Origin of the sequence: Rhodanobacter thiooxydans LCS2 (genome assembly GCF_000264375.1) — a bacterium.
GTDB lineage: Bacteria > Pseudomonadota > Gammaproteobacteria > Xanthomonadales > Rhodanobacteraceae > Rhodanobacter > Rhodanobacter thiooxydans.
In genome coordinates this window covers 15670-40414 of the sequence record NZ_AJXW01000008.1, presented here as the reverse complement: position 1 = coordinate 40414, position 24745 = coordinate 15670, and the positions used below count along the sequence as shown (strand labels likewise).

The following is a 24745-nucleotide window of genomic DNA, read 5'->3' as shown; positions in this document are numbered from 1 at the left end:
CCCTGCTTGCAGGGGGGGGGTTGGGGGGGGGCTTCTGGCTTTTGATTTTGGCTGGCGAGATTGCCTCGTGTGTCGGGCACCTGCATGGCGCTTTCGAGGCTTGGCGGTGACCTTGCGCTATCCCACCTCAATCATCCCTCCCGCAAGGGACTTCCTTCGGTCGCTGGAGGGGGAGGCAAACGCGTGCGCCGACACACCTCCATGCCGGATCGCGCAAGTCTCGCACCCTCTCCTCAATCCTCCCCCGGAGGGGGAGGAGGCGAAGGCGTGCGCTGCGCGCACGGGTTTATTGAACAAAGACGGGGATCTTGCCGATGCGGGCCTGCCATTCGCGCGGGCCGGTCTGGTGTACCGAGCTGCCGCCGGCATCGACCGCCACGGTGACCGGCATGTCCTCGACGGTGAATTCGTAGATCGCCTCCATGCCCAGATCGGCGAAGCCGACCACGCGCGATGCCTTGATCGCCTTGGAGACGAGGTATGCCGCGCCGCCCACGGCCATCAGGTATACCGAGCGGTGCTTCTTGATCGCCTCGATCGCCGCCGGGCCGCGCTCAGCCTTGCCGACCATGCCGAGCAGGCCGGTCTGCGCCAATACCTGTTCGGTGAACTTGTCCATGCGCGTCGCCGTGGTAGGACCGGCGGGGCCGACCACCTCCTCGCGCACCGGGTCGACCGGGCCGACGTAGTAGATGAAGCGGCCGTTGAAATCCACCGGCAGCGGCTCGCCACGGTTGAGCATCTCGACCATGCGCTTGTGCGCGGCATCGCGGCCGGTGAGCAGCTTGCCGTTGAGCAGCAGGGTCTCGCCTGGCTTCCAGCTGGCGACGTCGTCCCGGGTCACCGTGTCGAGGTTCACCCGGCGGCCCTTCGAGGCGTCGTAGGTGAGCTTGGGCCAGTCTTCCAGCGACGGCGGGTCGAGCATCACCGGACCGGAGCCGTCCAGCACGAAGTGCGCGTGTCGGGTGGCGGCGCAGTTCGGGATCATCGCCACCGGCAGGTTCGCCGCGTGGGTCGGGAAATCCTTCACCTTGACGTCGAGCACGGTGGTGAGGCCACCCAGGCCCTGCGCGCCGATGCCCAGCGCGTTGACCTTGTCGAACAACTCGATGCGCAGCTCCTCGGCGCGGTTGGCCGGGCCGCGCGCGATCAGCTCCTGGATGTCGATCTCCTCCATCAGCGCTTCCTTCGCCATCAGCATCGCCTTCTCGGCGGTGCCGCCGATGCCGATGCCCAGCATACCCGGCGGGCACCAGCCAGCGCCCATGGTGGGCACGGTCTTCAGCACCCAGTCCACGATGGAATCGGACGGGTTGAGCATGACGAACTTGCTCTTCGCCTCGGAGCCGCCGCCCTTGGCCGCCACGATCACCTCGACGGTGTCGCCCGGCACGATCGACATGTTGACCACCGACGGCGTGTTGTCCTTCGTGTTGGTGCGCTTGCCGGCCGGATCGGCCAGCACGCTGGCGCGCAGCTTGTTGTCCGGGTTCAGATACGCGCGGCGCACGCCTTCGTTGGCCATGTCCTCCAGCGACATGGTGGCGTCGTCCCAGCGCACGTTCATGCCGACCTTGAGGAACACGGTGACGATGCCGGTGTCCTGGCACAGCGGCCGGTGGCCTTCGGCGGCCATGCGCGAGTTGATCAGGATCTGCGCCATCGCGTCCTTCGCGGCAGGCGATTCCTCGCGCTCGTACGCGGCGGCGAGGCTCTTGATGTAGTCGACCGGGTGGTAGTAACTGATGTACTGCAGCGCGTCGGCGACGGACTGGATCAGGTCTGCTTGCTTGATGGTGGTCATGGGTCTGGACAGGCGGCTTCGATTCGGGGACCAAGGCGCCGGCGAACGGCTGTTCGCGGCGCACGACCCTCTCATTGTGCCGCAAATCGGCCCTCCGCCCGAAAGCGGCCCGCGGCCGCATGCTTCCGCACGTGCGGCGCGCCAGGCACAAGTCGCAAGAAATTTCTGGTGATCAGACACTTCCACGATCAGACGCGCGGGTCCAGACTCATGCGACCAGCGCGGATTGTCTTCTGGAGCCGCGATCGGGGTATGGGGTGGACTCGACTGCAAGCCGCCGGCGAACTGCCGCAGCCGCAACGGGCCCGACGTTTCGACAACAGGGTTCTACGCCGGCAAGAAGGGCGACGCGCCGGGCGCCGGCATCGGCACACTCAACGTGAACAATCTGGCCGTGTTCCTCAACGCGTTCTGAGCACCTTGGCGGGCACGCTGCACGGAAAGCCGCCGCGCGGCGGCTTTCCGTTTCCGGGCGGCGTTGCCGACTGTCGCTTTCCGGCAGCGCCCGCCGGTGCCATCCTCGGGCGGTTGCCCGACCGGAAACCACCATGCCCCGCAACCGCCGCTTCATCCAGCTCGACGTGTTCTCCGGCAAGCCGCTGCTGGGCAATCCGCTGGCCGTGGTGGTCGACGGCGACGGCCTCGACGACACCACGATGCAGGCGTTCGCGCGCTGGACCAACCTTTCCGAAACCACCTTCCTGCTGCCGCCGACCAGCGCCGCGGCGGACTACCGCGTGCGCATCTTCACCCCGCGCCAGGAACTGCCATTCGCCGGCCACCCCAGCGTGGGCAGCGCCTATGCCGCGATCGAATCCGGCCTGGTGCCGCCGGACCAGCGGCAGCTGCTGCAGGAGTGCGCGGCCGGGCTGCTGCCGGTGCGCGTCGAAGGCAGCGGCGGCAGCCGGATCATCCGCGTGCAGGCGCCGCCGGCCACGTTGCGGAACGTGGCGGCACAGCAGCGTGCCCGGCTCGGCTGGGCCGTGCATGCCGAACTGGCGGAAAGCCAGCTGCGCCTGATCGACAACGGGCCGCGGTGGTTCGTCTGCGACCTGCACGAGGAGGCCGCGGTGCGGCAGCTGCAACCCGACCTGGCCGCGATCGGCGCGCTTTGCGAAGCTGCCGGCGCCGTCGGCGTCAGCGTGTTCGGCCGGCAGCGGAGCGGCGAGGCGAGTATGGCCGTGCGCGCGTTCTGCCCGGCCGACGGCATTCCCGAGGACCCGGTCACCGGCAGCGCCAACGCGGCGATCATGACCTTCCTCGCCGAGGTCGGCGACCCGGCGGGTTATGGCCTGCACTACCGCGCCAGCCAGGGGCGCGAAGTGGCCCGCGACGGCTGCGTCGAGGTGGTGCGCGACGCGGCGGACGGCAGCATCAGCATCGGCGGCGCCTGCGCCGTGGTCATCCGTGGTGAGCTGCAGCTGGACTGAACGTCTCCGAACGCTTGCCTGCCCGCGCGACGGCCGGCATGCTGCGGCTCCCTCCGCCAGCGACCTCCCCTGCATGAACGACGCCTCTCCCGGCTACGTGCGCAGCCTGCGCCCGTGGGACGCCGCGCTGATCGTGGTCGGTGGCGTCATCGGCGGCGGCATCTTCCTCAACCCCGGCATCGTGGCACAGCGCACCGAGTCGGGACTGGCGCTGCTGCTGATGTGGGTGGCTGCAGGCCTGCTCACCCTGGTCGGCGCGCTGTGCTACGCCGAGCTGGGCGCGCGCCGACCGCGCGCGGGCGGCAGCTACGTGTATCTGCGCGAGGCGTTCGGGCCGCTGGCCGGCTTCCTGTTCGGCTGGACCATGCTGCTGGTGATCTACTCCGGCTCCACCGCGGCGGTGGCGACGATCTTCGCCCGCTATGCTGCCGCGCTGTTCGGGCTGCCGGCGGCGTGGACGTTGCCGCTCGCCGTCGGCGCGCTGGTCTTCGTCAGCGGCATCAACCTGTTCGGCATCCGCCTCGGCGCGCAGGTGCAGAACCTGTTCGCCCTGCTCAAGCTGCTGGCGGTGGCGGCGCTGGTGGTGTGCGGCCTGTTCCTCGCCGGCGCCGGGCACGGTCAGGTGCTGGCCGCCGACCCGGTGCGCCACGGCGTCGGCTTCATGGGCGCGGCACTGCCGGTGCTGTTCGCGTATTCCGGCTTCACCTATCTCAACAACCTCGCCGGCGAGGTACGCGACCCGCAGCGCACGCTGCCGCGCGCGCTGACCCTCGGCATGCTGCTGGTGATCGGCGCCTATGCGCTGGTCAACGTGGCTTATCTCGCGGTGCTCGGCCATGCCGGGCTGGCCGCCAGCAGCGCGCCGGCAGCGGACGTGATGCAGCAGGTGGCCGGCCCGCTGGGCGCGAAGCTGATCGCGCTGGGCGTGGCGATCTCCACCCTGGGCTTCTGTAACATCACCCTGGTCGCCGGCGCGCGGGTGCTGCAGGTGATGGGCGAGGACGGCCTGTTCTTCCGCGCGGTGGCGCGGCTGCACCCGCGCTGGCGCACGCCGAACACCGCGCTGCTGCTGCTTTCCGGCTGGGCCATCGTGCTGGCGCTGTCCGGCAGCTACGGCCAGCTGCTGGACTACGCCACCTTCGGCGACTGGCTGGCCTGCGCGATCGGCGTGGCCACGCTGTTCTGGTACCGCCGCCACGATGCCGGCAACGAGGGATTCCGCGTGCCGGGTTACCCGTGGCTGCCGCTGCTGTTCGTCGCCGCGGTGACGCTGGTGGTGCTGCTGTCGCTGCGCGACAACCCGCGCAACACCGGCATCGGCCTGCTGATCATGCTCGCCGGCGTGCCGGTCTATGCGCTCTGGCGTCGCCTGTTCAGCCGCGCGCGTCCCTAGCCTGCGGCTAGCAATGCCACAATGCGCGGATCGACCCCGAGGAGATGATGGATGGCGCGCGTGCAAGCCCAGGTCCTGTCGACCGCCCAGGAAAGCGGCGTCGTGGCGGAGAAGATCCGCGACGGCATCGACCTCGAGGTCAACGGCGAGCGCTTCCGCCACACCGGCGACCCGCAGATGCCGCTGCTGTGGTACCTGCGCGACGTGCTGCGGCTGACCGGCACCAAGTACGGCGGCGAAGCCGGCGAGAACGGCGCCGACCTGGTGCTGGTCGACGGCAAGGCGGTCTCCGCGATCACGCAGCCGCTGGCCAAACTGGCCGGCAAGGCGGTGACCACGGTGGAAGGCCTGGCCGCCAACGACGGCAGCCTGCACCCGCTGCAGCAGGCCTTCATCGACGAGGACGCGATCGGCTGCGGCTACTGCACGCCGGGCTGGCTGATCGCCGGCGTTGACCTGCTGCGGCGCAAGCCCCAGCCGGACGATGGCGACATCGACCAGTTGCCTAACCTGTGTCGCTGCGGCTGCCAGACCCGCGTGCGCCGCGCGATCAAGCGCGCCGCTGCCGGCAAGGTGGCCCGCGCATGAGCGGCCATGGCATCCGGCTCTCGCGCCGGCGCTTCCTGCAGGTGCTGGCCGGCGGCGCCGGTGCGCTGGTGGTAGGCATCCGCGTCGCCGACGCCGCCGATGCGCCACTGCCGCCGGCCATGCTCGGCGACAACCTCTACGACCTCGGCGCCTACGTACGCATCGACGCCAGCGGCAGTGTGCTGATCGGCGCACGCGACCCGGACACCGGCAGCGGCGTCGCCACTGCGCTGCCGCGGATCATCGCCGACGAACTGGACGCCGACTGGAACCGCGTCGGCGTGGTGGCGCTCGGCCTTGGCGTGGAGAACGACAACGGCAAGCCGCGCTGGACCTACGGCCATCAGGTCGGCGGCGTCGGCGGCTCGATCCCCGCAGCGTGGAACGACCTACGCCAGATCGGCGCGGTGGCGCGCTGGCTGCTGCTGCAGGCGGCGGCGCGCCGGCTCGGCGTGCCGGCCAGCCGCCTGCGCTGCGAGGCCGGCACGGTGATCGCGCCGGACGGCCGCCGCTTCGGCTACGGCAGCCTGGCCGCCGACGCCGGCAAGATCGCGCTCCCGTCCAGCGTGCCGCCGCTGAAGAACGCCGCCGCCTACCGCCTGATCGGCCAGAGCGCCGGCGACGTCGATGCGCGCGCCATCGTCACCGGCACAGCTCTTTACGCCATCGACCACTACTACGGCGACGCCCTGGTCGCCGTGCTGACGCATTGCCCGTGGCCGGACGGCACGCTGGCACGCATCGACACCACCGACACGCTCGCCGTGAAAGGCGTGCTGAAGGTCGTCCAGCTCAAGCCCGAGCCCGGCCAGCCGCTGGGCAGCACGGTGATCGCCCCGGCCGTGGCAGTGCTGGCCGAAAACACCTGGGCCGCCCTGCAGGGCCGCGCGAAACTCCAGCTCGAATGGAAGCCCGGCGCCAGCAGCGGCGAGAACAGCGCCACACTGGAGCAGCAGGCCACCACCCTGCTCGCCGGCGATGCCCTGCCCACCAGCCGCGTGCGCAACGACGGCGACGTCGATGCCGCCGGCAAGAAAGCCGCGCGCCGCCTCGACGCCACCTACGTGCAGCCGTGGCTGGCGCACGCCACCGCCGAACCGATGAACTGCCTGGTGCGGCTGGACAAGGACCGTGCCAGCCTGGTCGTGCCGACCCAGGCGCCGCAGAAAGCCTGGGCCGTGGTACAGCGCCTGACCGGCCTGGCGCCCGACCGCATCGACATCCGCGTGCCGCGCGTCGGCGGCGGCTACGGCCGCCGGCTCGACCACGACTACGTCGCCGAAGCGGTGCTGCTGGCCAAGGCCGTCAACAAGCCGGTGCGCCTGCTGTGGACGCGCGGCGAGGACTTCGGCCACGACTACTACCGCGCCGGCAGCGTGCACCGGATCAGCGCGATCGTCGACCGCAAGCGCCAGCTGCTGGCCTGGCACCAGCGCATGGCCAGCGCCTCCGCGCTGGCGCGTCGCGGCACGCCGGACGAGCGCCTGTGGACGTCCGAACTGCAGGCCGACCAGTTGCCCGCCGCGCTGGTGCCGAACTACCGCAGCGACTGGTACGCGCTGGAGTCGGCGCAGCCGCGCGGCCCGATGCGCGGCATGCCCCACCTCAGCAACGCGTTCGCGGTGGAAAGCTTCATCGACGAGCTCGCGCACCAGATGCGCGAGGACCCGCTGAAAACCCGCCTGCGCATCCTCGGCGAACCCCGCGCGTTGCCGTTGAGCAGCGGCGGCACGCTGGACACCGGTCGCCTGGTGAACGTGCTCAAGCTGGTCGCCGACCGCATCGAGTGGAAGAACTGGCTGCGCACCATCAACGGTCTCGGCATCGCCTGCTGGCACGTCGACGGTGCCTACGTGGCGCATGCGATCGAGGCGGCGATGCAGGGCGAACAGCTGACCATCCAGCGCGTCGTCTGCGCGGTCGACGTCGGCCGCGTGATCAACCCGCTGGGGCTGCAGGGCCTGGTGGCCGGCGCGACGCTGGACGCGCTGTCCATCGCGCTGAATGCGGCGATCACTGTCAAGGACGGCCAGGTGCAGCAGCACAGCTACAAGGATTACCCGCTGGCCAGCATGGCGCAGCTGCCGAACGACGTCGAAGTGATCACCGTCCCCGGCGACCGCGCACCGGTCGGCGCCAGTTTCCTCGCCATGCCCACCGCCGCGCCGGCGCTGGCCAACGCGGTATTCCGCGCCAGCGCCGTGCGCGTGCGCCGACTGCCGTTGATGAAGGAACTGCTGCGGCTGCTGTGAACATCCGACAGACGGCGCCCCGGTCGCGAAGGCTCCAGAAGAAAAACGGGGCCGCCCAATGGCGACCCCGTTCCGTATGACTCGCCGAGACCGTCCGGCCGACAAGGCCGGACGGTGCATCGGTTACAGGCAGCCCGGGAACTTGAACGACGCGATGCGCGTGTTCCAGTTGAACGAGCCGGTGCTCTTCAGGTACTCGGTGGTGTACCAGAACGTGCAGTCGTCGACCGGGTCGACCGTCATCGCGCTGTAGTCGCCCCAGCGCGACAGGTTGTTGCCGCTCTGCGAACCCAGGCCCTCGATGATGCTGTTCTCGGCCTGCATGGTGCTCAGCGCATCGGTGCCCAGGCGACCGGTGTAGCGGATCGCCGGGTGCAATGCGCTGCTGGACACGCTGTAGCCCAGCGCCATGTCGCCCATCTTGTCCATCGCCACCGAACCCATCCAGCGGTAGCTGGTGTCCGGCGAGAAGGTGGACTGCTGGTAGACCACCGGCGTCGTGCCCGGGCTGCGGACCTCATACCAGCGCACGCCGGTATAGGGGTTGCGACGCGTGGTACCGACCGCAACCGAGTGGCTGACCACCAGCGATTCGTGAGTGCCGAAGTTGCGGTAGGCCAGGCGGAACATCAGCCGGTCGGCCAGCGAGTCGAGCTTCTGGCTGACGCTCGCCTGCGGAATGCAGGTACCGCCGCCGCAGGCCGCGGCGAACGAGGCCACCGGAATGCTGACCGGCCCGGTCAGCGTGGTATTGGCGGTGTTGGCCCAGTCGACGTGGAATTTCCACAGGTTCAGTCTGCTCGAGCCGAAGTTCATCAGGTAGTTCGGCGAACCGGCCGGCGGCGCGGTGGCGCCGTCGAGGTCCGCCGGCAGCACGCCACCGTAGCTGGTGGACAACTGGAAGCACTGCTGCGTGGCCGCGGCGCCGCTCAGCATCGCGTTGCGGTTATAGGCGCAGAGCTTCGCGCCGGAGAAGGTGTTGCCGCTGAACATGTTGAACGTTTCGTAGTAGGCATCCGGCCACACGCCCATCTTCGGGTAGTCCGGGAAAACGCTGCCGTACGGGAACGCGTAGCGATAGTAGGCGCCGGTGGCGTCGCTGGTCGCCGAGACCGCCACGCACTGGTAGTACGGCGCGGCAGTCACCGCGAACTGGGAGATCACCCAGCGGCCGGCCGCCTTGTCGTAGACCACGGTGGCGTCGCCGTCGTTGTCGGTTTCGCACGGGCCGCCGAAGCCGGCCCACAGCGTGTTGGTCGTCACCGGGCCGTAGGTCACGGCCTTGGTCGACTTGTCGAACACCGCGAACGCGCTGTTGACGATCTGCACGTATTGCGTGGCGCCGACCGCACCGTTGGTATCCGGCGGCGCGCTGTTGACGGTGAACGTACCCTGCGGGCCGCTGAAGCCCTGGCCCACGCCGTCGAAGCCGGCGCCGAGCGCGGGCGCGAAGCTGCCAGTGGGGCCACTCTGCACGGCGCCGTCGGTCTGGTTGCCGGGGCCGTCGATGAAGGGCAGCCGGTGAGCCGGATGTGCATGCGAGTTCTTGGTGAAATCATCCGGACGCGGCATCACGCCGCGCAGCGAATGCAGGGTGTCGTGCTGCACCGCCGGCGTGACCTCGGGCCCCGTGGTGGTGGTGGCCTGGGCGCTACCGGTGATGGCAAGACTGATGGCGGCACACAGTGCGAGGCTGAGGCCGCCGGAGGTCGACAAAGACATGGAATTCTCCCTTCAGAAAACAGCATTGGCTTTCTCTGAACCGGATGCGGACGCGAGTAACGGTGCCTGCGACGACCGGGCCGCGAGTCCACACCGGTGACGCCTCTCCGCATCGCGGCATGCGATGCCGCGCCCCCGCGGAAAGGTGCCAGCATATGGCGCCGCGCAACTTCCGGCAGCCTTTCAATCCGGCGCAATTTCCTGCGAATACGATCAATTTCGTGTTAGCCCATGGCGGTCACGGCAACGGCGACCGCCACTCCGCGACACCGGCACTCCATCAACTCCGGTGCCATCGAAAGGCGGGGTGGCGTTCGACGTCGAGGTGCCGCCCGCCGAGGCGTGCGGCATCCCTCCAACGGAATCGTCATGCGCGATGCGTGATGCTGGGGCACCAACCACGCCGGAGCTCCCGATGGCCACCGAGCCTTCCAGCCCCTACACGTTTGGATTGGAAGAAGAGTTCTTCCTGGTCAGTCCCGCCACGCGTCGCGCGCCCTCGCGCGTGCCCAAGGCGTTCCTGCAGCGGTGCCGGCAACGCTTCGGAGCGTGCATCGGCAGCGAGCTGCTGCAGTCGCAGATCGAGCTCAGCTCGCCCGTGTTCGAGCACATGGCCACGGCACGCACACAGATGGCGCGGTTGCGCCGCGGCCTGACCGAGCTTGCCGACAGCGCCGGCTTGCGCATCGTCGCCGCGGGCACGCACCCGCTCAGCGCCTGGCATCAGCAGACGCAGACGGACAGATCGCGCTACGCGCGGATCATCGACGACTTCCAGATGGTCGGCCGCCGCAACCTGCTGTGTGGCTTGCACGTGCACGTGGCGCCCCCGACCGACGTCGATCGTGTTGCGCTGATGAACCGCCTGATGCCGTGGCTGCCGCTGTTCCTCGCACTGTCCACCTCCTCGCCATTCTGGAACCGCCGTTGCACCGGCCTGCTCAGCTACCGTCAGTCCGCCTACGACGAGTGGCCACGCTCCGGCATCCCCGACTTCTTCGCCGACGAGGCCGAATACCGCACCTTCTGCGAACTGCTGACGCGGGTCGGCGCCATCAAGGATGCAAGTTTCCTGTGGTGGGCGATCCGCCCCGCGCATCGCTACCCCACGCTCGAACTGCGCATCGCGGATGCCTGCACGCACCTCGAGGACGCCCTCGCGCTGGCCGCCCTGTTCCGTTGCCTGGTGCGGGCCCATGTGCGCAGGCCTGAACTCGGCCAGGCGCGAACCGCCCTCACCCGCCGGATCATCGACGAGAACCGCTGGCGCGCGAAACGCTTCGGCCCCGACGCGAGCTTCATCGACGAAACCACCGGCGGGGTGGTCGAGTGCGTGCGCGTGCTCGACGCCGCCATCGAACTGGTTTCAGAAGATGCGCACGAGCTGGACTGCGAAGTACCCCTGCGGCATCTCAACACCATCGTCACCCGCGGCACCAGCGCGCAGCAGCAACTGGTTCTTTATCACAGCCTGCGGAACGCGGGATCAGGCAACATCGAGGCACTTCGCGCCGTGATCGACTGGCTGGCTGAAACCAGCATTTCGGTTTCGGAGTGATCAAGGAAGAAGCGGCGAGCCTGCGACGCATCCGGTCCGCCTGATTGGGAATGACTTCCGCCGCGACTCAGTGGAACTGGTCGCTCGCCGGAACCCACGAGCTGGATGACGGCGCGGGGGCGGCGGGTTTCACCGGCAGCACGATGCCTGTGCAGTCCGGCGGCGGCGGGCCGCCGGCAACGCGGGCGGCGGCGCATTCGGCGCTGTTGTCGACCCTGACCATCGGCACGGGGGCGGCACGGCTGGCCGCAGGCGCGGGTGCGGCCACCGGGTTGGCGGGCGCCAGGTGCAGGCGCTCATAAGCCTTGGCGTCGACTGGCTTGGGGGGCGGGTCGGGATTGGCGCAGCCGAGCAGCGCGATCGGCAGCAGCGGCTTGATCGAGCACTCCACCCGCACGCCGCGCGGCAGATGGAAGGTGTGGTTGACCGTGGTTTTCTCCACCGCGCGGCGCAACGCGGTGTCGATCGAGCTTTCGCCTTCGGGCGTCCAGTCCTGCTCGAAACGGGTGGGCTGGTAGCCGATGTTCGGCGCGCCGTGGCGCATGATCTCGGTGTCGCCGCGCGGCTTGAGCTGCACATAACTGTCCAGTGAGCCCTGCCGTTCGCCTTCTGCCGCGCCGGGCTGGTGGCCACCAAGCTGGCCCTTGCCGGGCTGCTCGCCGCGACGCCCCTGGTCGCTGCCCTGCCGCGCCGCCGGCGACGCGGCCGTGGCGCTGGCGCTTTCGGGTGCGGCGACCACGCCTTCGGGCCTGCCGGGTGTGCCCAGGTCGCTGCCTTGCGCCGTGGCGTCGGGAGCACGGCTGACATCAGGCGTGCTGCTGGTCTCCGCGGAGCTTGAGGTCGCCTGTTCGGCTGCCGCGGGCGATGACGATTGCGCCGGAGGACTGGTTGCCGGCGGAGCCGGCGTGGCGGTGGCAGCGACCTCCGGTGGCGCACTCAACTGCGGCCGTTCGATGGACGGCTGGACGGCTGTTTGTCGCGCCGGATTGCTGACTTTTATCTTCGCGCTTGGCGCCGGTGGCTCGACCTGCGCCGGTGCCGCCGGTGCCAGCGGCACCGCCTCGAGTTCCGCCTCGGCCACCTCGATCGACGGCGCCTGCAGCTGCGGCTTCTCGGCTGGCAAGGTCGGCGCCGGCATGCTCAGTGGCGCCTGCAGCTTGACGTTCGGCGAAGGCTGCGCCGGCAACGGCACGGGCTGCAACTCGGGTACCGGCGGCGCGGCGGGAAGCTGCGCACGCACCGGCGCCACACTGGCCGGCGCGGCGGATTTCGGCCGTTCGGTGTTCAACGCGATGCTGGAGATGGTGATCGGCGGCGCGGCCTGCAGTGGCAGCTCGGGCAGCGCCAGCGACGGTGGCGCCGGCATCGGGCGGTTGCCTTCCAGCTGCGGCCGGCGCACCGCTTCGGGCTGGAACTTCGGCGGCGCTGGCGGTTGCACGGCCGGCGTCGGCAGCGTCACCGTCGGCGGCTCGCCGGCCAGCGGCACGGGCTGCAGTTCGGGCGTCGGCGCCGGCTGCGGCAGGCTTACCGGCGCCGGCAGCGCGGCGGGCGGTTGCGCTTTCGCTGCGTGCGTCTTCGCGGCCTTCGCGATCACCGGCGGCGCAACAGCCGTCGGCGGCGGCGCCACCACGGCTTCGGTGTTCGCGCTGCGCTCGCTGACCGACGCGGGTCGGCGGCTGCGGCCCTGATGCCGCGGACCGCGCTCCTTCGGCGGGGTGCCGCGCACCGGTGGCGGTGGCGGCGGCTCGGGCAGCTCGATCAGGCGCACCTGCAGCTGCTGCTGCCGCGGTTCCGGCGGCGGCACCACCTCGAACGCCGGGCCGAGCACGAAGCCGAACAGGAATACCAGGTGCACCAGCAACGCGCCAACCATGGCGAGGATGCGCAGGCCGCGTTCGTGCGGACGCGGACGGCTGCGCTGGTGGTAGACCCTGGCACGCGTGGCCGCCGCCAGCGGCGAGTTCAGCATCACCCGCGCCGGATTGGCGGGGCGGCTGGCGGCTGGCGGGTCCGGCGGCGGGGGCATGCGGCGAGTGTAGCGGGCGCGAGCGCGCCTCCGCATGACGCTCAGTGACGGCGCGCGGCACCCGCGGCGCGCTCGCGCAGCTCGGCGTCGACCGCGCGATTCGCGGTATCGACCGGACAGCCCCACGTCAGCGGCTTGCCGGCGCGGTACATCGCGATGCATGCCTCCTCGCTGGGTTTCCGCGGCGCATGCGCGTCGCCCGCCAGCGGTTTCGTGGGCGCCATGCTGAGGCGCTCGTCACCGCTTTTCGCCGAAGGCGGTGGCGGCGCATCACCACCGCAGCCACCGGCCAGCATGGCCAGCGAAACGCCGCAGTGGATGCGCACGCCGCCGGGCAGGTGGACGGTCTTCTTCACCGTGGTCTTCTCCACCAGCTTCTGCAGCGCGCTGTCGAACGCATTGCCGCCGCTGCTCCAGTCCTTCTCGAAGCGCGTGGCCTGATAGGTGACCGCGCTGCGGTGCTGCATGATCCGCGGATCGCCCTGTGGCAGGCGCTGCACGTAGTCGGGCGCGGGCGCGCTGGCCGCGGCCGCCGGCAGCAGTGGCTGGCCCTTGTCGTCGTAGAGCCGCGGCGCGGCGGTCGGTGCCGGTGTTTGCAGGGTCATCGCGCCCTTCGCCGGCGGCTCGGGCGAACGCGGCGGCAGGCGCGCCCGCGGTGGCGCGACCGGCGACGGCGGTGGCGGCGGCGTCGCGGTGGGCGATGCATGCAGGATGAAACGCACCTGCAGCACCTCCTGCACGGGCGGCGCGGCACGGATCACGGGCGGGCGCATCTGCTGCCAGATCACCAGCACGAACAGCACGTGCAGCAGGCCCGCCACCAGCAGTGCCAGCCAGTGTGTGCGACGGTCGCGCCATGGCCCGCGCCGGCGGCCCGGCCGCAGCAATGCCCGCCCTGCGTCATCCAGCAGGCCCGGGCCGCGGCCCGGCGGTGCCGGTGGCGCATTCGACGGCGAAGGATGGTGCCGGGCAAGCGGCTGCGGGCGAACGATGACGGGGCCTCTTGGGGTGATGGCTGCACACAGCATGGCTGATGACGCTTGAACCTGCGCCGAGCGAGTGGCGGCGACCGGCTCGCGGCGACCCTGCGCCGGGACCGCCGCGGCGCCGCGACGGTTCCCCGCACTGCAGCTTGACCGCACCGGCGGATGGCTCAAGGCTAGCCGGACGGCGCCACGCGCCGTCTCTCCGCCATGACCGCCCCTGCCCGGCGCACGGCTCGCCTGCCCCGGCGCAGGACGACCATGACGGCCCGCCATCGTCAGCCGCCAACGGGCGGCCTCGTGCGGTGCCGTTCGTGCCACGAGGCCGTGCCCTGCATGGGAGGGTCGCATCGTGACGTATTCCACGGAAAGTATCCGCAACATCGCGCTCACCGGGCACGCCGGCGTGGGCAAGACCACGCTGTTCGAAGCGCTGCTGCACGCGGGCGGCGCAATCCAGGCGATGGGCTCGATCGAGCGCGGCAATACGATGTCGGACAGCGACAGCCAGGAAAAAGCGCGCGCCCACTCCATCGACAGCTGCGTCGCGCAGATCGAGCACGGCGACTGCCGCCTCAACCTGATCGACACCGCCGGCTACGCCGACTTCCGCGGCGGCACGTTGTCGGCGCTGGCCGCGGTGGAAACGGTGGCGGTGGTGGTCAACGCGGTCAACGGCATCGAGCACGGCACCCGCCGCATGATGATGCACGCCAAGGCACGCAAGCTGGCGCGCATGCTGGTGATCAACAAGATCGACTACGACGGCGCCAAGCTGGCGGCACTGGTCGACGCGCTGCGCGAGGAGTTCGGCAGCGAATGCCTGCCGGTGAACCTGCCCGCCAACCGCAGCAGCAAGGTGCTGGACTGCTTCTTTCACACCGACGGCGCCACCGATTTCTCCTCGCTGGCCGAGGCGCACCAGCGCATCCTGGACCAAGTGGTCGAGGTCGACGAGACCGTGATGGACCGCTACCTCGACGCCGGCGAAGGCGCGCTGACCCCGCAGCAGCTGCACGACGCGTTCGAGCAGTGCCTGCGCGAAGGCCACCTGGTGCCGATCTGCTTCGTCAGCGCGCGCATCGGCGCAGGCGTGCGCGAACTGCTCGACGTGGCCGCGCGGCTGCTGCCGAACCCGGCCGAAGGCAACCCGCCGCCGTTCGTGCGCGGCGACGGCACGCCGCTCGAGGTCAGCGCCGATCCGGCGGCCCATGTGATCGCCGACGTGTTCAAGATCGTCAACGACCCGTTCGTGGGCAAGCTCGGCGTGTTCCGCGTGTGGCAGGGCACGGTGCGCCGCGACAGCCAGCTCTTGGTCGACGACGGCCGCAAGCCGTTCAAGGTTGGCCACCTGCTGCGCCCGCAGGGCAAGGGTCACGTGGAGATCGAGGCGGCGATCCCCGGCGACATCGCCGCAGTGGCGAAGGTGGAGGAGATCCACTACGACGCGGTGCTGCACGACTCACACGACGAGGACCGCATCACGCTGGCGCCGCCCAGCTTCCCCTCGCCGATGTTCGGCCTGGCGCTGGTGCCCAGGCACAAGGGCCAGGAGCAGAAACTCTCCAACGCGCTGGCGCGGCTGGCCGAGGAAGACCCGTGCTTCCGCGTCGAGCACCACAAGGAACTCAACGAGACGGTGGTGCGCGGGCTGTCCGAACTGCATCTGAAGGTGATGCTGGAGCGCATGCGCGAGCGCTACGGCGTCGAGGTGGAAGCGCAGCCGCCGCGCATCGCTTACCGCGAAACCATCGCTGCCGATGCCGAGGGCCACCACCGGCACAAGAAGCAGACCGGCGGCGCCGGCCAGTTCGGCGAGGTGTTCCTGCGCGTCGAGCCGTTGGCGCGCGGCGCCGGCTTCGAATTCGTCGACGCGGTGAAGGGCGGCGTGATCCCGAACCAGTTCCTGCCGGCGATCGAGAAGGGCGTGCGCCAGGCGATGGAGCACGGCGCGGTGGCCGGCTACCCGCTGCAGGACCTGCGCGTGACCGTGTACGACGGCAAGTACCACCCGGTCGACTCGAAGGAAGTCGCCTTCGTCAGCGCCGGCAAGAAGGCGTTCCTTGATGCAGTCGGCAAGGCGCAGCCGATCGTGCTGGAACCGATCGTCAACGTCGAGGTGGCGATCCCCGAGAGCAGCGTGGGCGACGTCACCGGCGGCCTCGCCGGCAAGCGCGCGCGCATCCTGGGCACCGATACCCAGCGCGGCGGCGAGCTGGTGATCAAGGCACAGGCGCCGCTGGCCGAACTGACCGACTACCCCACCGAACTGAAATCGATGACCGGCGGCCGCGGCCGCTACAGCCTCGACCTCAGCCACTACGAAGCGGTGCCGCTAGCCGTGCAGAAGCAGCTGGGCGCGGCGTGGAAGCCGAAGGTGGAGGAGGAGTGAGGCCAGAATGGGCGGGAAGCGCGATTTTGTTTATTCCCCCCGCCCCATTTACTCGCCGTCCTGAATCGGGGCCACGCTGGAATAGTCCTTGTCGTCATGCCCGCGAAAGCGAGCATCCATGGAAAGCAACCTCTCGGGCCCCCGCTTTCGCGCGGGTGACGACTTCACAGCGTTGCCCTAGGCCGCCAGCCGCAGCTTCGGATGCAGACCGGCGCGCGCCGCCAGCGTCAGCAGCATGTCCAGGCTGAAATCCTCCCAACGCCCTTTCACCAGTCGCGAAATGCGCGGCTGCGTCACGCCCAAACGGCGCGCGGCCTCGGCCTGTGTCCAACCCTTCTCGCGCAGCAAGTGCTCGATGCGCAGCATCACCTCGGCTCGCAACTGCATCACTTCCGCTTCGGCTGGGTCGAAGTCCATGTCCACGAACACGTTGCCGCTGCCTTCGGTACGGCGCGTGTCGTCCCAACGGGAATCGGTCTTCTTCATGGCTCAACTTCCAATCAGCTTGTAGCGCCGCGCGGCCAAGTCCAGATCCGCCTTGGCCGTTTTCTGCGTCTTCTTCTGGAAGGCATGCAACACGTAGATCGCCTGGGCGAATTTGGCCACATAGATCGTGCACCAAGCGCCGCTGGTCGCGCGCATCTTCAAATAGTTGCCGAGGAACTGGACCCCTGCTTGACCGGCCCTTCGGCCGTTGTGGAGCGCCTTGCTGGGATTGTCTGGAAGTCTCTTGCGGAGATGTCAGAGCCCGCTGTTGCGGATGGCATTGAGCCCACCTTCCGGAGGAAGGATAGAAGCAGCACGCTCCATGGGTAGCTTGCGCTGTGTGATGTTGTACCAGACTTCATCTTCCTCACACTCGAGCCCTAGATGCAACAGATCCTGGATGCCGACAAACTCAAAGTACACCGTACGGCCAGCGTCATTCTCATAGGTGTGCTGAGCAGCTCTGCCTCGGCGTTTTGCGGTCGCAAGCGCCTTCCGAGCAGTGCTTGCACGAAAAACGATAATTCGCTCCTCGCAGGTACGCATGACGCCAGAATCGCCGTCGACGACAACGCGGAACTGGAAAAGCAGCTTGGCGGCAAATCTCTTGCCTTCCGGTTGTGGAGTGCTTGGCATGTGGGCTCTAACTTACTGTAAATTCGGTTGTCGAATGAACCCTAATTCCGCGGCCTAACCCGCCTAATCGGGCTGCGGTCGCCGGAAGTTTCCTGCGCGAATCAACGAATTCCCCTGTCCACGCCGCCTAATCCCGCAGTCTTTCCCGCTAACACCGATCACACAGCGATCCTCCCACCGCAAGCCGGCAGCGGCAAGCGCACGACCGCGCCCGCATGCCAGCCTTTTTGGCCTCTACAGCCGATTCCCCCGCTTGATCGCCAGATACCGCTCGATCAGTGCGCCGGACAGTTCGCTGCAGCGCACGTCGAGCGTGTTGACGCCTTCGCGGCGCAGCGCTTCGTGCACGCGTTCGCGTTCGGCCAGGTAGTGCATCGCGGCGGCGCTGCGGATGCCGGTTTCCAGTTCGTCGCCGGGATCGGCAGCGGCGCGGTCGAGGGCCAGTTCGCGCAGGCTGACCAGCATCACCAAGTGGCGTTTGGACAGCATGCTCACCGCGGCGCGCAGTTCGGCGTCGTCTTCGTCGCGTACGTTGGTAACCAGTACCACCAGCGCGCGGCGCCGCTGGTGCGCCTGCAGCGCGCTGGCGGCGGCGAGGTAGTCGGTGGCCAGCGGCATGGCCTGCAGGTCGTAGCCGGCGCCGAGCAGCATGTCCATGCCGCCGCTGCCCTGCTGCGGCGGCAGCCAGCGCTGCTGCTGGCCGGTGCAGGCCAGCAGGCCCACCGCATCGCCCTGGCGCAGCGCGATGCTGGCCAGTGCCAGCGAGGCGTTCAGCACGTGGTCGAAGTGCGCCAACTGGTCGTCCTGCGCCAGCATGCGGCGGCCGCAGTCGAGCATCAGCACCACCTGCTGGTTGCGCTCGTCGCGGTACTCGCGCGAGATCAGGCGGCTGCTGCGCGCGGTGGCCTTCCAGTCGATCTTGCGCAGGCTGTCGCCGACGCGGTAGTCGCGCAGTTCCTGGAACTCGGTGCCTTCGCCGCGGCGCCGCTGCAGCCGGGCGCCGACGCTGCGCGAGGCCAGTTCCACGCTCAGCCCGGCCAGCTCGGCCAGCGCGGCGAAGTTCGGATACACGCGCACCGTCGATGCCGCGCCGAGCACGCGGCGCGCGGTCCAGCAATGCCACGGCGAGCGCAGTTGCACGTGGCAACCGTCGAACGTGAACTGGCCACGCGCGTCGGGGGTGACCGCGTAGTCGAGAAGCACGTCGCCGCCCGGCGGCAACACCACCGTGCGCGGCATGCCGCTTGCCACCCAGCCGCCCGGATGCAGGTCGTGCAGGCGCAGCTTCTGCGCGCGCCGTGCCGTGCCACGCAGGCGCAGGCCGACCCGCGCCTGCGGCCCCAGCGGCATCACCGGCGCCAGCTCGCGCTGCACGGTGGGCGACGGCATACGGCGCAGGCGCCAGCCGTCGATGAACGCCAGCAGCGCGACCGCGCCGCCGCTGGCCAGCCACGCCGCGAGCGACAGCCAGCCGAGGCTGACCAGCACGCCGAGTACGGTCCAGCCAAGCAGCAGCCACAGCAGCGCGGGAGCTGGCCGCATCAACAGCCCCCGAACGTGCGTGTAGGAGCGCACCCTGTGCGCGATGCTCTTCGCTCCGATGGAGCATCAGAGCATCGCGCACAGGGTGCGCTCCTACAAAAAAGGCGGGTAGCTCGCGTCACTGGCGCGGCGCCGGCACCTTGTGCAGCAGCGCCTTGAGCACGTCGTCGGGGCGCTGGCGTTCCAGCAGCGCCTCCGGCGCCAGCAGCAGGCGATGGCGCAGCGCCGGCAGCGCCACTGCACGCACGTCGTCCGGGGTGACGAAATCGCGGCCGTCGACCGCCGCCTGCGCGCGCGCCAGCCGCGCCAGCGCCAAGCCGCCGCGCGGGCCAGCGCCGCCGATCACGCCGGGCCATTCGCGCGTGCTGCGCACGATGCGCACGGCGTAGTCGGTCACTGCCGCATCCATGCGGATCGCCGCCACGCCACGCTGCGCGGCCAGCAGCTGGGCCTGGCTCAGTACCGGCTTCACCTGCGACACGTCCAGCTCGGCGGCGACCTTGCCGTTGACCACGCCAGCGACCATGCGGCACTCGTCCTCCAGCGTGGGGTAGCCGATCGTCACCTTGATCAGGAAGCGGTCGAGCTGCGCCTCGGGCAGCGGATAGGTGCCCTCCTGCTCAATCGGGTTCTGCGTGGCCACCACCATGAACGGCGCCGGCAGCGCGAAACGGCGGCCCTCGATGGTCACCTGCCCTTCCTGCATGGATTCGAGCAGCGCGGCCTGGGTCTTCGCCGGCGCGCGGTTGATCTCGTCGGCCAGCAGCAGGTTGGTGAACACCGGGCCGCTGCGGATCTTGAACGCCTCGGTCTTCGGGTCGTAGATCGCGTGGCCGGTGACGTCGGCCGGCATCAGGTCGGGGGTGAACTGCACGCGCCCGAAGCTGCAGCCGACCGAGGCGGCCAGCGCGCGCACCAGCAGCGTCTTGCCCAGCCCGGGCACGCCCTCGATCAGCACGTGGCCAGAGGCCAGCAGGGCCAGCAGCACCTGCTCGAACACCTCGGTCTGGCCGATGAAGGCGCGCGCCACCTGGGTGCGCAGGGCGCGTGCGTGCTCGCCGAGTTCGGCGATCGGCAGCGGTGCCGGCGACGTGGCCGGGGCGGCGAGGGTTTCGGTGCTCATGGGCGGCTCCTGAGTCGGGCCAGGGTGATGATGGAAGCGCGGAACGCCGGCGCGTTCGCGGGTGACTGGAAGGCCTGGGCCACCTGCGCGGCGTCGAGCCCGAAGCGTTCGGCCAGGCGTGCGTACAGGGCGTCGCCGCTGAGCATCACGCAGGCCGGGTCGCGCCGGCGCAGGCGCGCCAGCACGGTCTCGCAGGCCAGCTGGTGCAGACTGCGGCCGCCGTCGCGGCGATACAGGAACTCGCCGGCGGCCTGCACGTGTTCGAGCAGCGCGCGCCGGTGCAAGGGCGGCACCGGCAGCAGCGGGCCAAGCCGCGCGCTGCGCATCGCCATCCACGCGGCCAGCAACGCGGCCAGCGCCAGCAGCGCGGGCCAGCCCTTGACCGACAGCCACTTGAGGAAAGTCGGGCCGTCCAGCGCGTAGACCAGGTAGAGCACGCCGCGCCCGCGGTTCGGCGCCAGCAGCTGCCAGGCGAACTGCTGCGCGGCGGCCTGCTTCAGCTCGTTGCGCGAGAGCGCGCTGAAGCCGGCCAGCAGGCTGACCGTGCCCTTGCCCAGCCGGGTGCGCGCGAACAGGTAGCCGTCCTGCGCATCGCCGATCGCCGCCTCCACGGGTGCGCCCGGCCGCAGGCGGAAGCGATGGCCACACAGCAGCACGCCCCCCTTCTCGTTCGCGGCGGCGGTGCGCAGCAGGCGGCAGGCATGTTCCGCCGGGCGCGGATCGAGCAGGGCCAGCGCCTCGAACAGCGGCACGCGCACCGTCGCGGCCGCCCCCGGCGACAGCAGCAGGTGGCCGCCGCTGCGCACGAACGCGGCGATCCGTGCGGCATCGTCCACATCGACCCGCGCCGCCTCATCGCCAAGCAGCAAGGTGTCACCGGAAGTCAGCGGCATCTTGGGCGGGTCCAGCGTGGCCAGCGAAGTCACCGGCTCGTCCAGGCGGCGCAGCGTCTGCTCCAGCGCGAAAAAGCGGTTGTAGCGCGCCTCGCCATGGAAGGTCACCGGCTCGGTAACGTCCTTGCGCTCGAAGGTGGCGAAGAAGCCCGCCACCAGCAACGCGGCGCCCAGTACCAGCAGGCCCGGCAGCAGCAGCGCCCGGCGGTTCATGCCGACGCCCCCGCCTGTGCCGGCCAGCCATTCAGCAGGCGCTCGATCGCGGCATCGTCCGGATAGCGCCCGGCGTACGCGGCGAACTGCCAGGCGCGCACGATCGCCACCACGCGTTGTGCGCGCTCCGTATCGGCGATGGCCGCGGCCTGGCGCAGCCAGTCCGCCTCGGTCGCGCCGACTGCCGGCGGCAGCTGCAGCAACTGCGCGGTGCGCTCCACGCTGCCGCGGTACAGCAGCGCCAGCGCCTCGCGCCGGCGCTGTCCTTGCCACAGGGCGCGGGTCGCCGCCGCCAGGTCGGCTGGCAGCGGCGATGGCGCCTCGACACTCGCCAAACCATGCAACGGTGCCGGCGCCGTCTCGTCGGCGGCCGGCACCCGCCGCCCGCGCCAGCGCCAGGCGAACCATGCCAGCGCGCCGACGGCGCCGATCAGCCCCAGCCACAACAAACCCTTGAACACCGCCGCCAGCACGCGCGCCAGCAGCGGGAACGCCAGCGGCTGCGCACGCGCGGCCGGCTCCGAGGCGTACTTGAAGCTCCAGCGGCGAACCGTGCGCTCGCCGCCGAAGCGCGGATCGCGGTAGACCTCGGCGGCCGCGGCGGCGAAACGATCCGCGCCGGCCGGCGGTCCGAACACCTGATCGAGGTTGCTGGCCACCGGCTTGGGCACGTCCACGCTCGCGGTTGCCGCCCGCACCGACAGCGGCAGCGCGCTGGCGCACAGCAGCAGCACGCCGAGCAGCTTGCCCAGCCCCTGCAGGCGCGCGCGCAGGCGGCGGAACGCCAGGTCGATGTCCCACGCTTCGAGCTGGGTGCGCCGGTTCAGGTACAGCGCGAAACCGCAGGCCACGTACAGCGGCTCGATCGCGCTCATCGCCAGGTAGGCCACCGTGGCGCCGGCAAGGATCCACGGCGTGGCGGCGACGTGCACGTCGTCGCGGAAGAAACTGGCGAGCGACTCCGGCCGCCACTCGTGCGGAATCAGCAGCAACGCGAACAGCCAGAAGCTCAGGAACAGCACCAGCTCGAACTGCAGGCAGCCATAGGTGAGCAGGCTGGTCTCGCCGGTGATGCGTCGGCGCAATACCTTCCAGCGCGCGGCGCGCTGCTGGCGCGGCGCGCCTTCGAGCAGTTCCAGCGGCAGGCGCAGCGCGCGACTGCTGTCGATGCGCAACCAGCTCAGCCCGGCCAGCGTGCTGCGCCAGCTCCACTGGCGCTGGCCGCGCAGGGTCTCGCGCCAGCCCGGCGCGCGGTCGAACACCGCACGCGACAGCACATACAGCGGCACACGGTCGAACAGCGGCTTCAGCCACCACACCAGCACCAGGCCCAGCCACGGCAACCCCAGCAGCAGGCCCAGCGCATTGCACAGCACGAATACCGGCAGCGTGAAGGCGAACCACGCCGACCACACCGCCGCCGCGTTCGCGCGCAGCAGCGCGGCGCCCAGGTCCAGCGCCTCGCGCGGCGCGCGCGGGCGCAGCACCACGCTGATCCGCTCAAGTTCCACGCGTGCCCGCCCTGCCGCCGCGCCACAGCCAGCCCAGCACCAGCAGCCACAGCAGCGCGCCGACGCCGAAGCGCAGTGCATCCGGCAGCGCCGCGATCGACGACCAGTAGGCCTCGATGAACGCCGCCACCAGCAGCATCGCGAACGCGCCCAGCGCCAGCTGCGCGCCGACCCAGCCGGCCGCGACCAGCGCCGGGCCGCGCCGCTGCCGCCCCGGCGCCAGCAGGGTCAGGCCAAGCTGCAGGCCGGCGCCGCCGGCGATCACCAGCGCGCTCAGCTCGAACGCCGAATGGCCCACCACGAACCGCCAGAACGGGCCGCCGTAGCCGATCGCGGTGAGGTGCCCGGCCACGCCGCCGATCAGCACGCCGTTGGCGCCGAGCACGTAGATCGCGCCGACGCCGAAGACCAGGCCCGAGGCGAACGTGCGGAACGCGATGCTGACGTTGTTCATCACGTAGTAGCCGAACATCTGCAGATCGGTACCGCTGCTGCGGCCGATGTGCGCGTTCGCCGGGTCGTACATCTTCTCGAACTGCACCAGCTGCGCGCTGCTGAACAAGGTGTGCGCCAACTCCGGGCGCAGCTGCAGCAGCACCACCAGGCACAGCGCCGGCAGGTAGAACAGCGCCGCCGCCAGCGCCATGCAGCGCCACTGCGCACGCACCAGACGCGGGAAGCCCGCCAGCAGGAAACCCGCCACGCGGTGCCAGCGCGGTGCCGGCGGCCGGTACAGCACGCGATGCCCCTGCTGCACCAGCCGCTGCAGCCGTTCGGTGACCTCATGACTGTAGCCGCGCCCGCGCGCCAGCGCCAGGTGGTGACACACGCGCCGGTAGGACTGCGGAAACTCCAGCGCCTGTTCCTGCCGCAGGGTGCGCTTGGGCTGGCGGTCCAGCGCGTTCAGCCATGACTGCAGGCCATCCCACTCGCGGCTGTGCAGGGCGATGAAACGTTCCTGCTTCATGCGCGTCCCAGCAGCCAGTTGGCGTGCGCGACCAGTTGCCGTATCGCCGCGGTGTCGCGCTGCCCGGTCAGTGGCGTGAGCAGGTTGGCCAGTTCTTCCTGCCGCTGCACGGTGAGCTGTCCGGCACGCTCGGCGTACTCCACCAGCGCGGCCTGCTCGTCGGCCGCCAGCACGTGCGGCAGCGGCAGCGCCGGCAGCACCGGCACCTGCTGGCCCGCCGGCAGCTCCTGCGCGTGGATCACCATGGTGCCGGCCACGATGTCACCGAGCCGGCGCGCATGCGGGTCGATCAGCGTGCTGGCCAGACCCACGCCGTACACGCCCGGCAGCGCATCCACCGCACGCAGCAGGTTGCGCACCACCGACGGCAGCCAGGTCACCGGCGTGCCGTCCGCCTTGACCACGCGCAGGCCCAGCGCGCGCTTGCCCAGGGTCTGCCCGTCCAGCCACACCTCGCACACCACCGAGTACGCCCACAGCAGCGCGAACATCAGCAGCATGGCCAGCCCGTTGCCGCCCTTGCCGAACAGCGCCAGCGGGATCATCGCGACGAACAGCACCACCAGACGCAGCAACAGGTCGACCATCCACGCCTGCGCGCGCGGCAACGCGCCGGCCGCACGCAGGCGCAGCGAGACGCCTTCGGGTGTCTCGATCTCGCGGACGGTGTCGAGCATCAGACGTCGACGACGATGGTGTCGGCGATCAGGTCATGCAGGCAGCGGCGCTCCGGGCCGAAGATCAGCAGCGGGTCGGCCAGCGAGACCAGCCAGCCCACGTACGGAATCGCGCCAAGCAGGATCACCGGCAACGCCCGGATGAAGATGTAGCGCAGCAGGCCCATGCGGCTGCCGTCGGTGCGCACGATGGCGATATCCAGCGCGCGCTTGCCGATGGTCTGCCCATGCCGGTGCAGCAGCACACAGTTGACCACGACGATCGCCACCAGCAGCGCGAAGCCCAGCAGCATCACGCCGACCATCGGCGCGGCCGGCTTGACCCCCTTGCTGACGCCGATCGCCATCATGCCGCCCCAGAAAACCGGGAGGGCCCAGATCAGGTTGACCAACCCGTCCAGCAGCACGGCCCCGAGGCGCTTGCCGCGCCCGGCCTTGCGGTTTTCCAGATCGTACGCATCCCACGCGGCCGCATCGTCGACCACCGCCGCTGGCGCGGCATACGGATTCGTTTCCATTGCTTCCTTCCCCTTGTTGCCGTCCTGGTTG

The 24745-nt window shown here is 70.1% G+C and carries 21 protein-coding genes; 7 read left to right on the top strand and 14 right to left on the bottom strand.

Annotated features, from left to right (window positions below):
• Positions 1-286 precede the first annotated feature (286 nt).
• Positions 287-1804, bottom strand: a complete 1518-nt coding sequence (locus UUA_RS02215) for a fumarate hydratase (protein WP_008433880.1) — start codon at positions 1802-1804, stop codon at positions 287-289.
• 226 nt (positions 1805-2030) lie between these two features.
• On the opposite strand from UUA_RS02215, the gene UUA_RS02210 reads away from it, so the two are divergent.
• The 5 genes from UUA_RS02210 (at position 2031) to UUA_RS02190 (ending at position 7467) form a co-directional block, all read left to right on the top strand.
• Entirely contained in the window at positions 2031-2219 is a 189-nt protein-coding gene (locus tag UUA_RS02210) for a hypothetical protein (RefSeq protein WP_039953420.1), read from the top strand.
• A gap of 133 nt (positions 2220-2352) precedes the next feature.
• The gene (locus UUA_RS02205) at positions 2353-3234 is read left to right on the top strand and encodes a PhzF family phenazine biosynthesis protein (RefSeq protein ID WP_008433879.1); all 882 of its coding nucleotides are present in this window, start codon (positions 2353-2355) and stop codon (positions 3232-3234) included.
• A gap of 73 nt (positions 3235-3307) precedes the next feature.
• On the top strand, positions 3308-4627 hold the full coding sequence (locus UUA_RS02200; RefSeq protein ID WP_008433878.1) for an APC family permease: 1320 nt from the start codon (positions 3308-3310) through the stop codon (positions 4625-4627).
• Positions 4628-4678: 51 nt separating this feature from the next.
• A complete protein-coding gene (locus UUA_RS02195) occupies positions 4679-5215 on the top strand; it encodes a (2Fe-2S)-binding protein (RefSeq protein WP_008433877.1) in 537 nt (178 codons plus the stop codon).
• Positions 5212-7467 carry a xanthine dehydrogenase family protein molybdopterin-binding subunit gene (locus UUA_RS02190; RefSeq protein WP_008433876.1) on the top strand — a complete coding sequence of 752 codons (2256 nt, stop codon included), beginning with the start codon at positions 5212-5214 and terminating at the stop codon, positions 7465-7467. Before UUA_RS02195 ends, UUA_RS02190 begins: the two co-directional genes overlap by 4 nt.
• Positions 7468-7590: 123 nt before the next feature.
• Here the strand turns inward: UUA_RS02190 and UUA_RS02185 are convergent, their stop codons facing one another.
• Positions 7591-9189, bottom strand: coding sequence for a hypothetical protein (locus UUA_RS02185; RefSeq protein ID WP_008433875.1), 1599 nt, complete (start codon positions 9187-9189; stop codon positions 7591-7593).
• A 415-nt stretch (positions 9190-9604) separates the two neighbouring features.
• Between UUA_RS02185 and UUA_RS02180 the strand changes: the two genes are divergently transcribed.
• Complete coding sequence (locus UUA_RS02180; RefSeq protein ID WP_008433874.1) at positions 9605-10747, top strand: carboxylate-amine ligase; 1143 nt, start codon at positions 9605-9607, stop codon at positions 10745-10747.
• 67 nt (positions 10748-10814) lie between these two features.
• On the opposite strand, the gene UUA_RS02175 is transcribed toward UUA_RS02180, so the two are convergent.
• Positions 10815-12773 (bottom strand): hypothetical protein, encoded by a 1959-nt coding sequence (locus UUA_RS02175; protein WP_235605859.1) that lies wholly within the window; start codon positions 12771-12773, stop codon positions 10815-10817.
• 41 nt (positions 12774-12814) lie between these two features.
• Complete coding sequence (locus UUA_RS02170) at positions 12815-13660, bottom strand: hypothetical protein (RefSeq protein ID WP_008433872.1); 846 nt, start codon at positions 13658-13660, stop codon at positions 12815-12817.
• A 448-nt stretch (positions 13661-14108) separates the two neighbouring features.
• Here UUA_RS02170 and fusA point away from each other — a divergent pair, with 448 nt between their 5' ends.
• Positions 14109-16148, top strand: a complete 2040-nt coding sequence (gene fusA, locus UUA_RS02165) for an elongation factor G (RefSeq protein ID WP_008433871.1) — start codon at positions 14109-14111, stop codon at positions 16146-16148.
• 177 nt (positions 16149-16325) lie between these two features.
• On the opposite strand, the gene UUA_RS02160 is transcribed toward fusA, so the two are convergent.
• The 10 genes from UUA_RS02160 to UUA_RS02115 all read right to left on the bottom strand — a co-directional run bounded on the left by UUA_RS02160 (position 16326) and on the right by UUA_RS02115 (position 24714).
• Complete coding sequence (locus tag UUA_RS02160) at positions 16326-16634, bottom strand: helix-turn-helix domain-containing protein (RefSeq protein WP_008433870.1); 309 nt, start codon at positions 16632-16634, stop codon at positions 16326-16328.
• Positions 16635-16637: 3 nt separating this feature from the next.
• Positions 16638-16790: a type II toxin-antitoxin system RelE/ParE family toxin gene (locus UUA_RS18700; RefSeq protein ID WP_008433869.1), complete on the bottom strand. Its 153-nt coding sequence runs from the start codon at positions 16788-16790 to the stop codon at positions 16638-16640.
• Positions 16791-16889: 99 nt separating this feature from the next.
• Positions 16890-17270 (bottom strand): DUF4288 domain-containing protein, encoded by a 381-nt coding sequence (locus tag UUA_RS02150; RefSeq protein WP_039953418.1) that lies wholly within the window; start codon positions 17268-17270, stop codon positions 16890-16892.
• Positions 17271-17504: 234 nt separating this feature from the next.
• Positions 17505-18812 (bottom strand): DUF58 domain-containing protein, encoded by a 1308-nt coding sequence (locus tag UUA_RS02145; protein ID WP_008433868.1) that lies wholly within the window; start codon positions 18810-18812, stop codon positions 17505-17507.
• Positions 18813-18930: 118 nt separating this feature from the next.
• Positions 18931-19935: an AAA family ATPase gene (locus UUA_RS02140; RefSeq protein WP_008433867.1), complete on the bottom strand. Its 1005-nt coding sequence runs from the start codon at positions 19933-19935 to the stop codon at positions 18931-18933.
• Entirely contained in the window at positions 19932-21041 is a 1110-nt protein-coding gene (locus UUA_RS02135; RefSeq protein WP_008433866.1) for a hypothetical protein, read from the bottom strand. Before UUA_RS02135 ends, UUA_RS02140 begins: the two co-directional genes overlap by 4 nt.
• On the bottom strand, positions 21038-22552 hold the full coding sequence (locus tag UUA_RS02130) for a hypothetical protein (protein ID WP_008433865.1): 1515 nt from the start codon (positions 22550-22552) through the stop codon (positions 21038-21040). Before UUA_RS02130 ends, UUA_RS02135 begins: the two co-directional genes overlap by 4 nt.
• Complete coding sequence (locus UUA_RS02125; protein WP_008433864.1) at positions 22542-23519, bottom strand: stage II sporulation protein M; 978 nt, start codon at positions 23517-23519, stop codon at positions 22542-22544. The genes UUA_RS02130 and UUA_RS02125 overlap by 11 nt, the downstream gene beginning before the upstream one ends.
• On the bottom strand, positions 23516-24196 hold the full coding sequence (locus UUA_RS02120; RefSeq protein ID WP_008433863.1) for an RDD family protein: 681 nt from the start codon (positions 24194-24196) through the stop codon (positions 23516-23518). The genes UUA_RS02125 and UUA_RS02120 overlap by 4 nt, the downstream gene beginning before the upstream one ends.
• Positions 24196-24714: an RDD family protein gene (locus UUA_RS02115; protein WP_008433862.1), complete on the bottom strand. Its 519-nt coding sequence runs from the start codon at positions 24712-24714 to the stop codon at positions 24196-24198. The genes UUA_RS02120 and UUA_RS02115 overlap by 1 nt, the downstream gene beginning before the upstream one ends.
• Between the last annotated feature and the right edge of the window lie 31 nt (positions 24715-24745).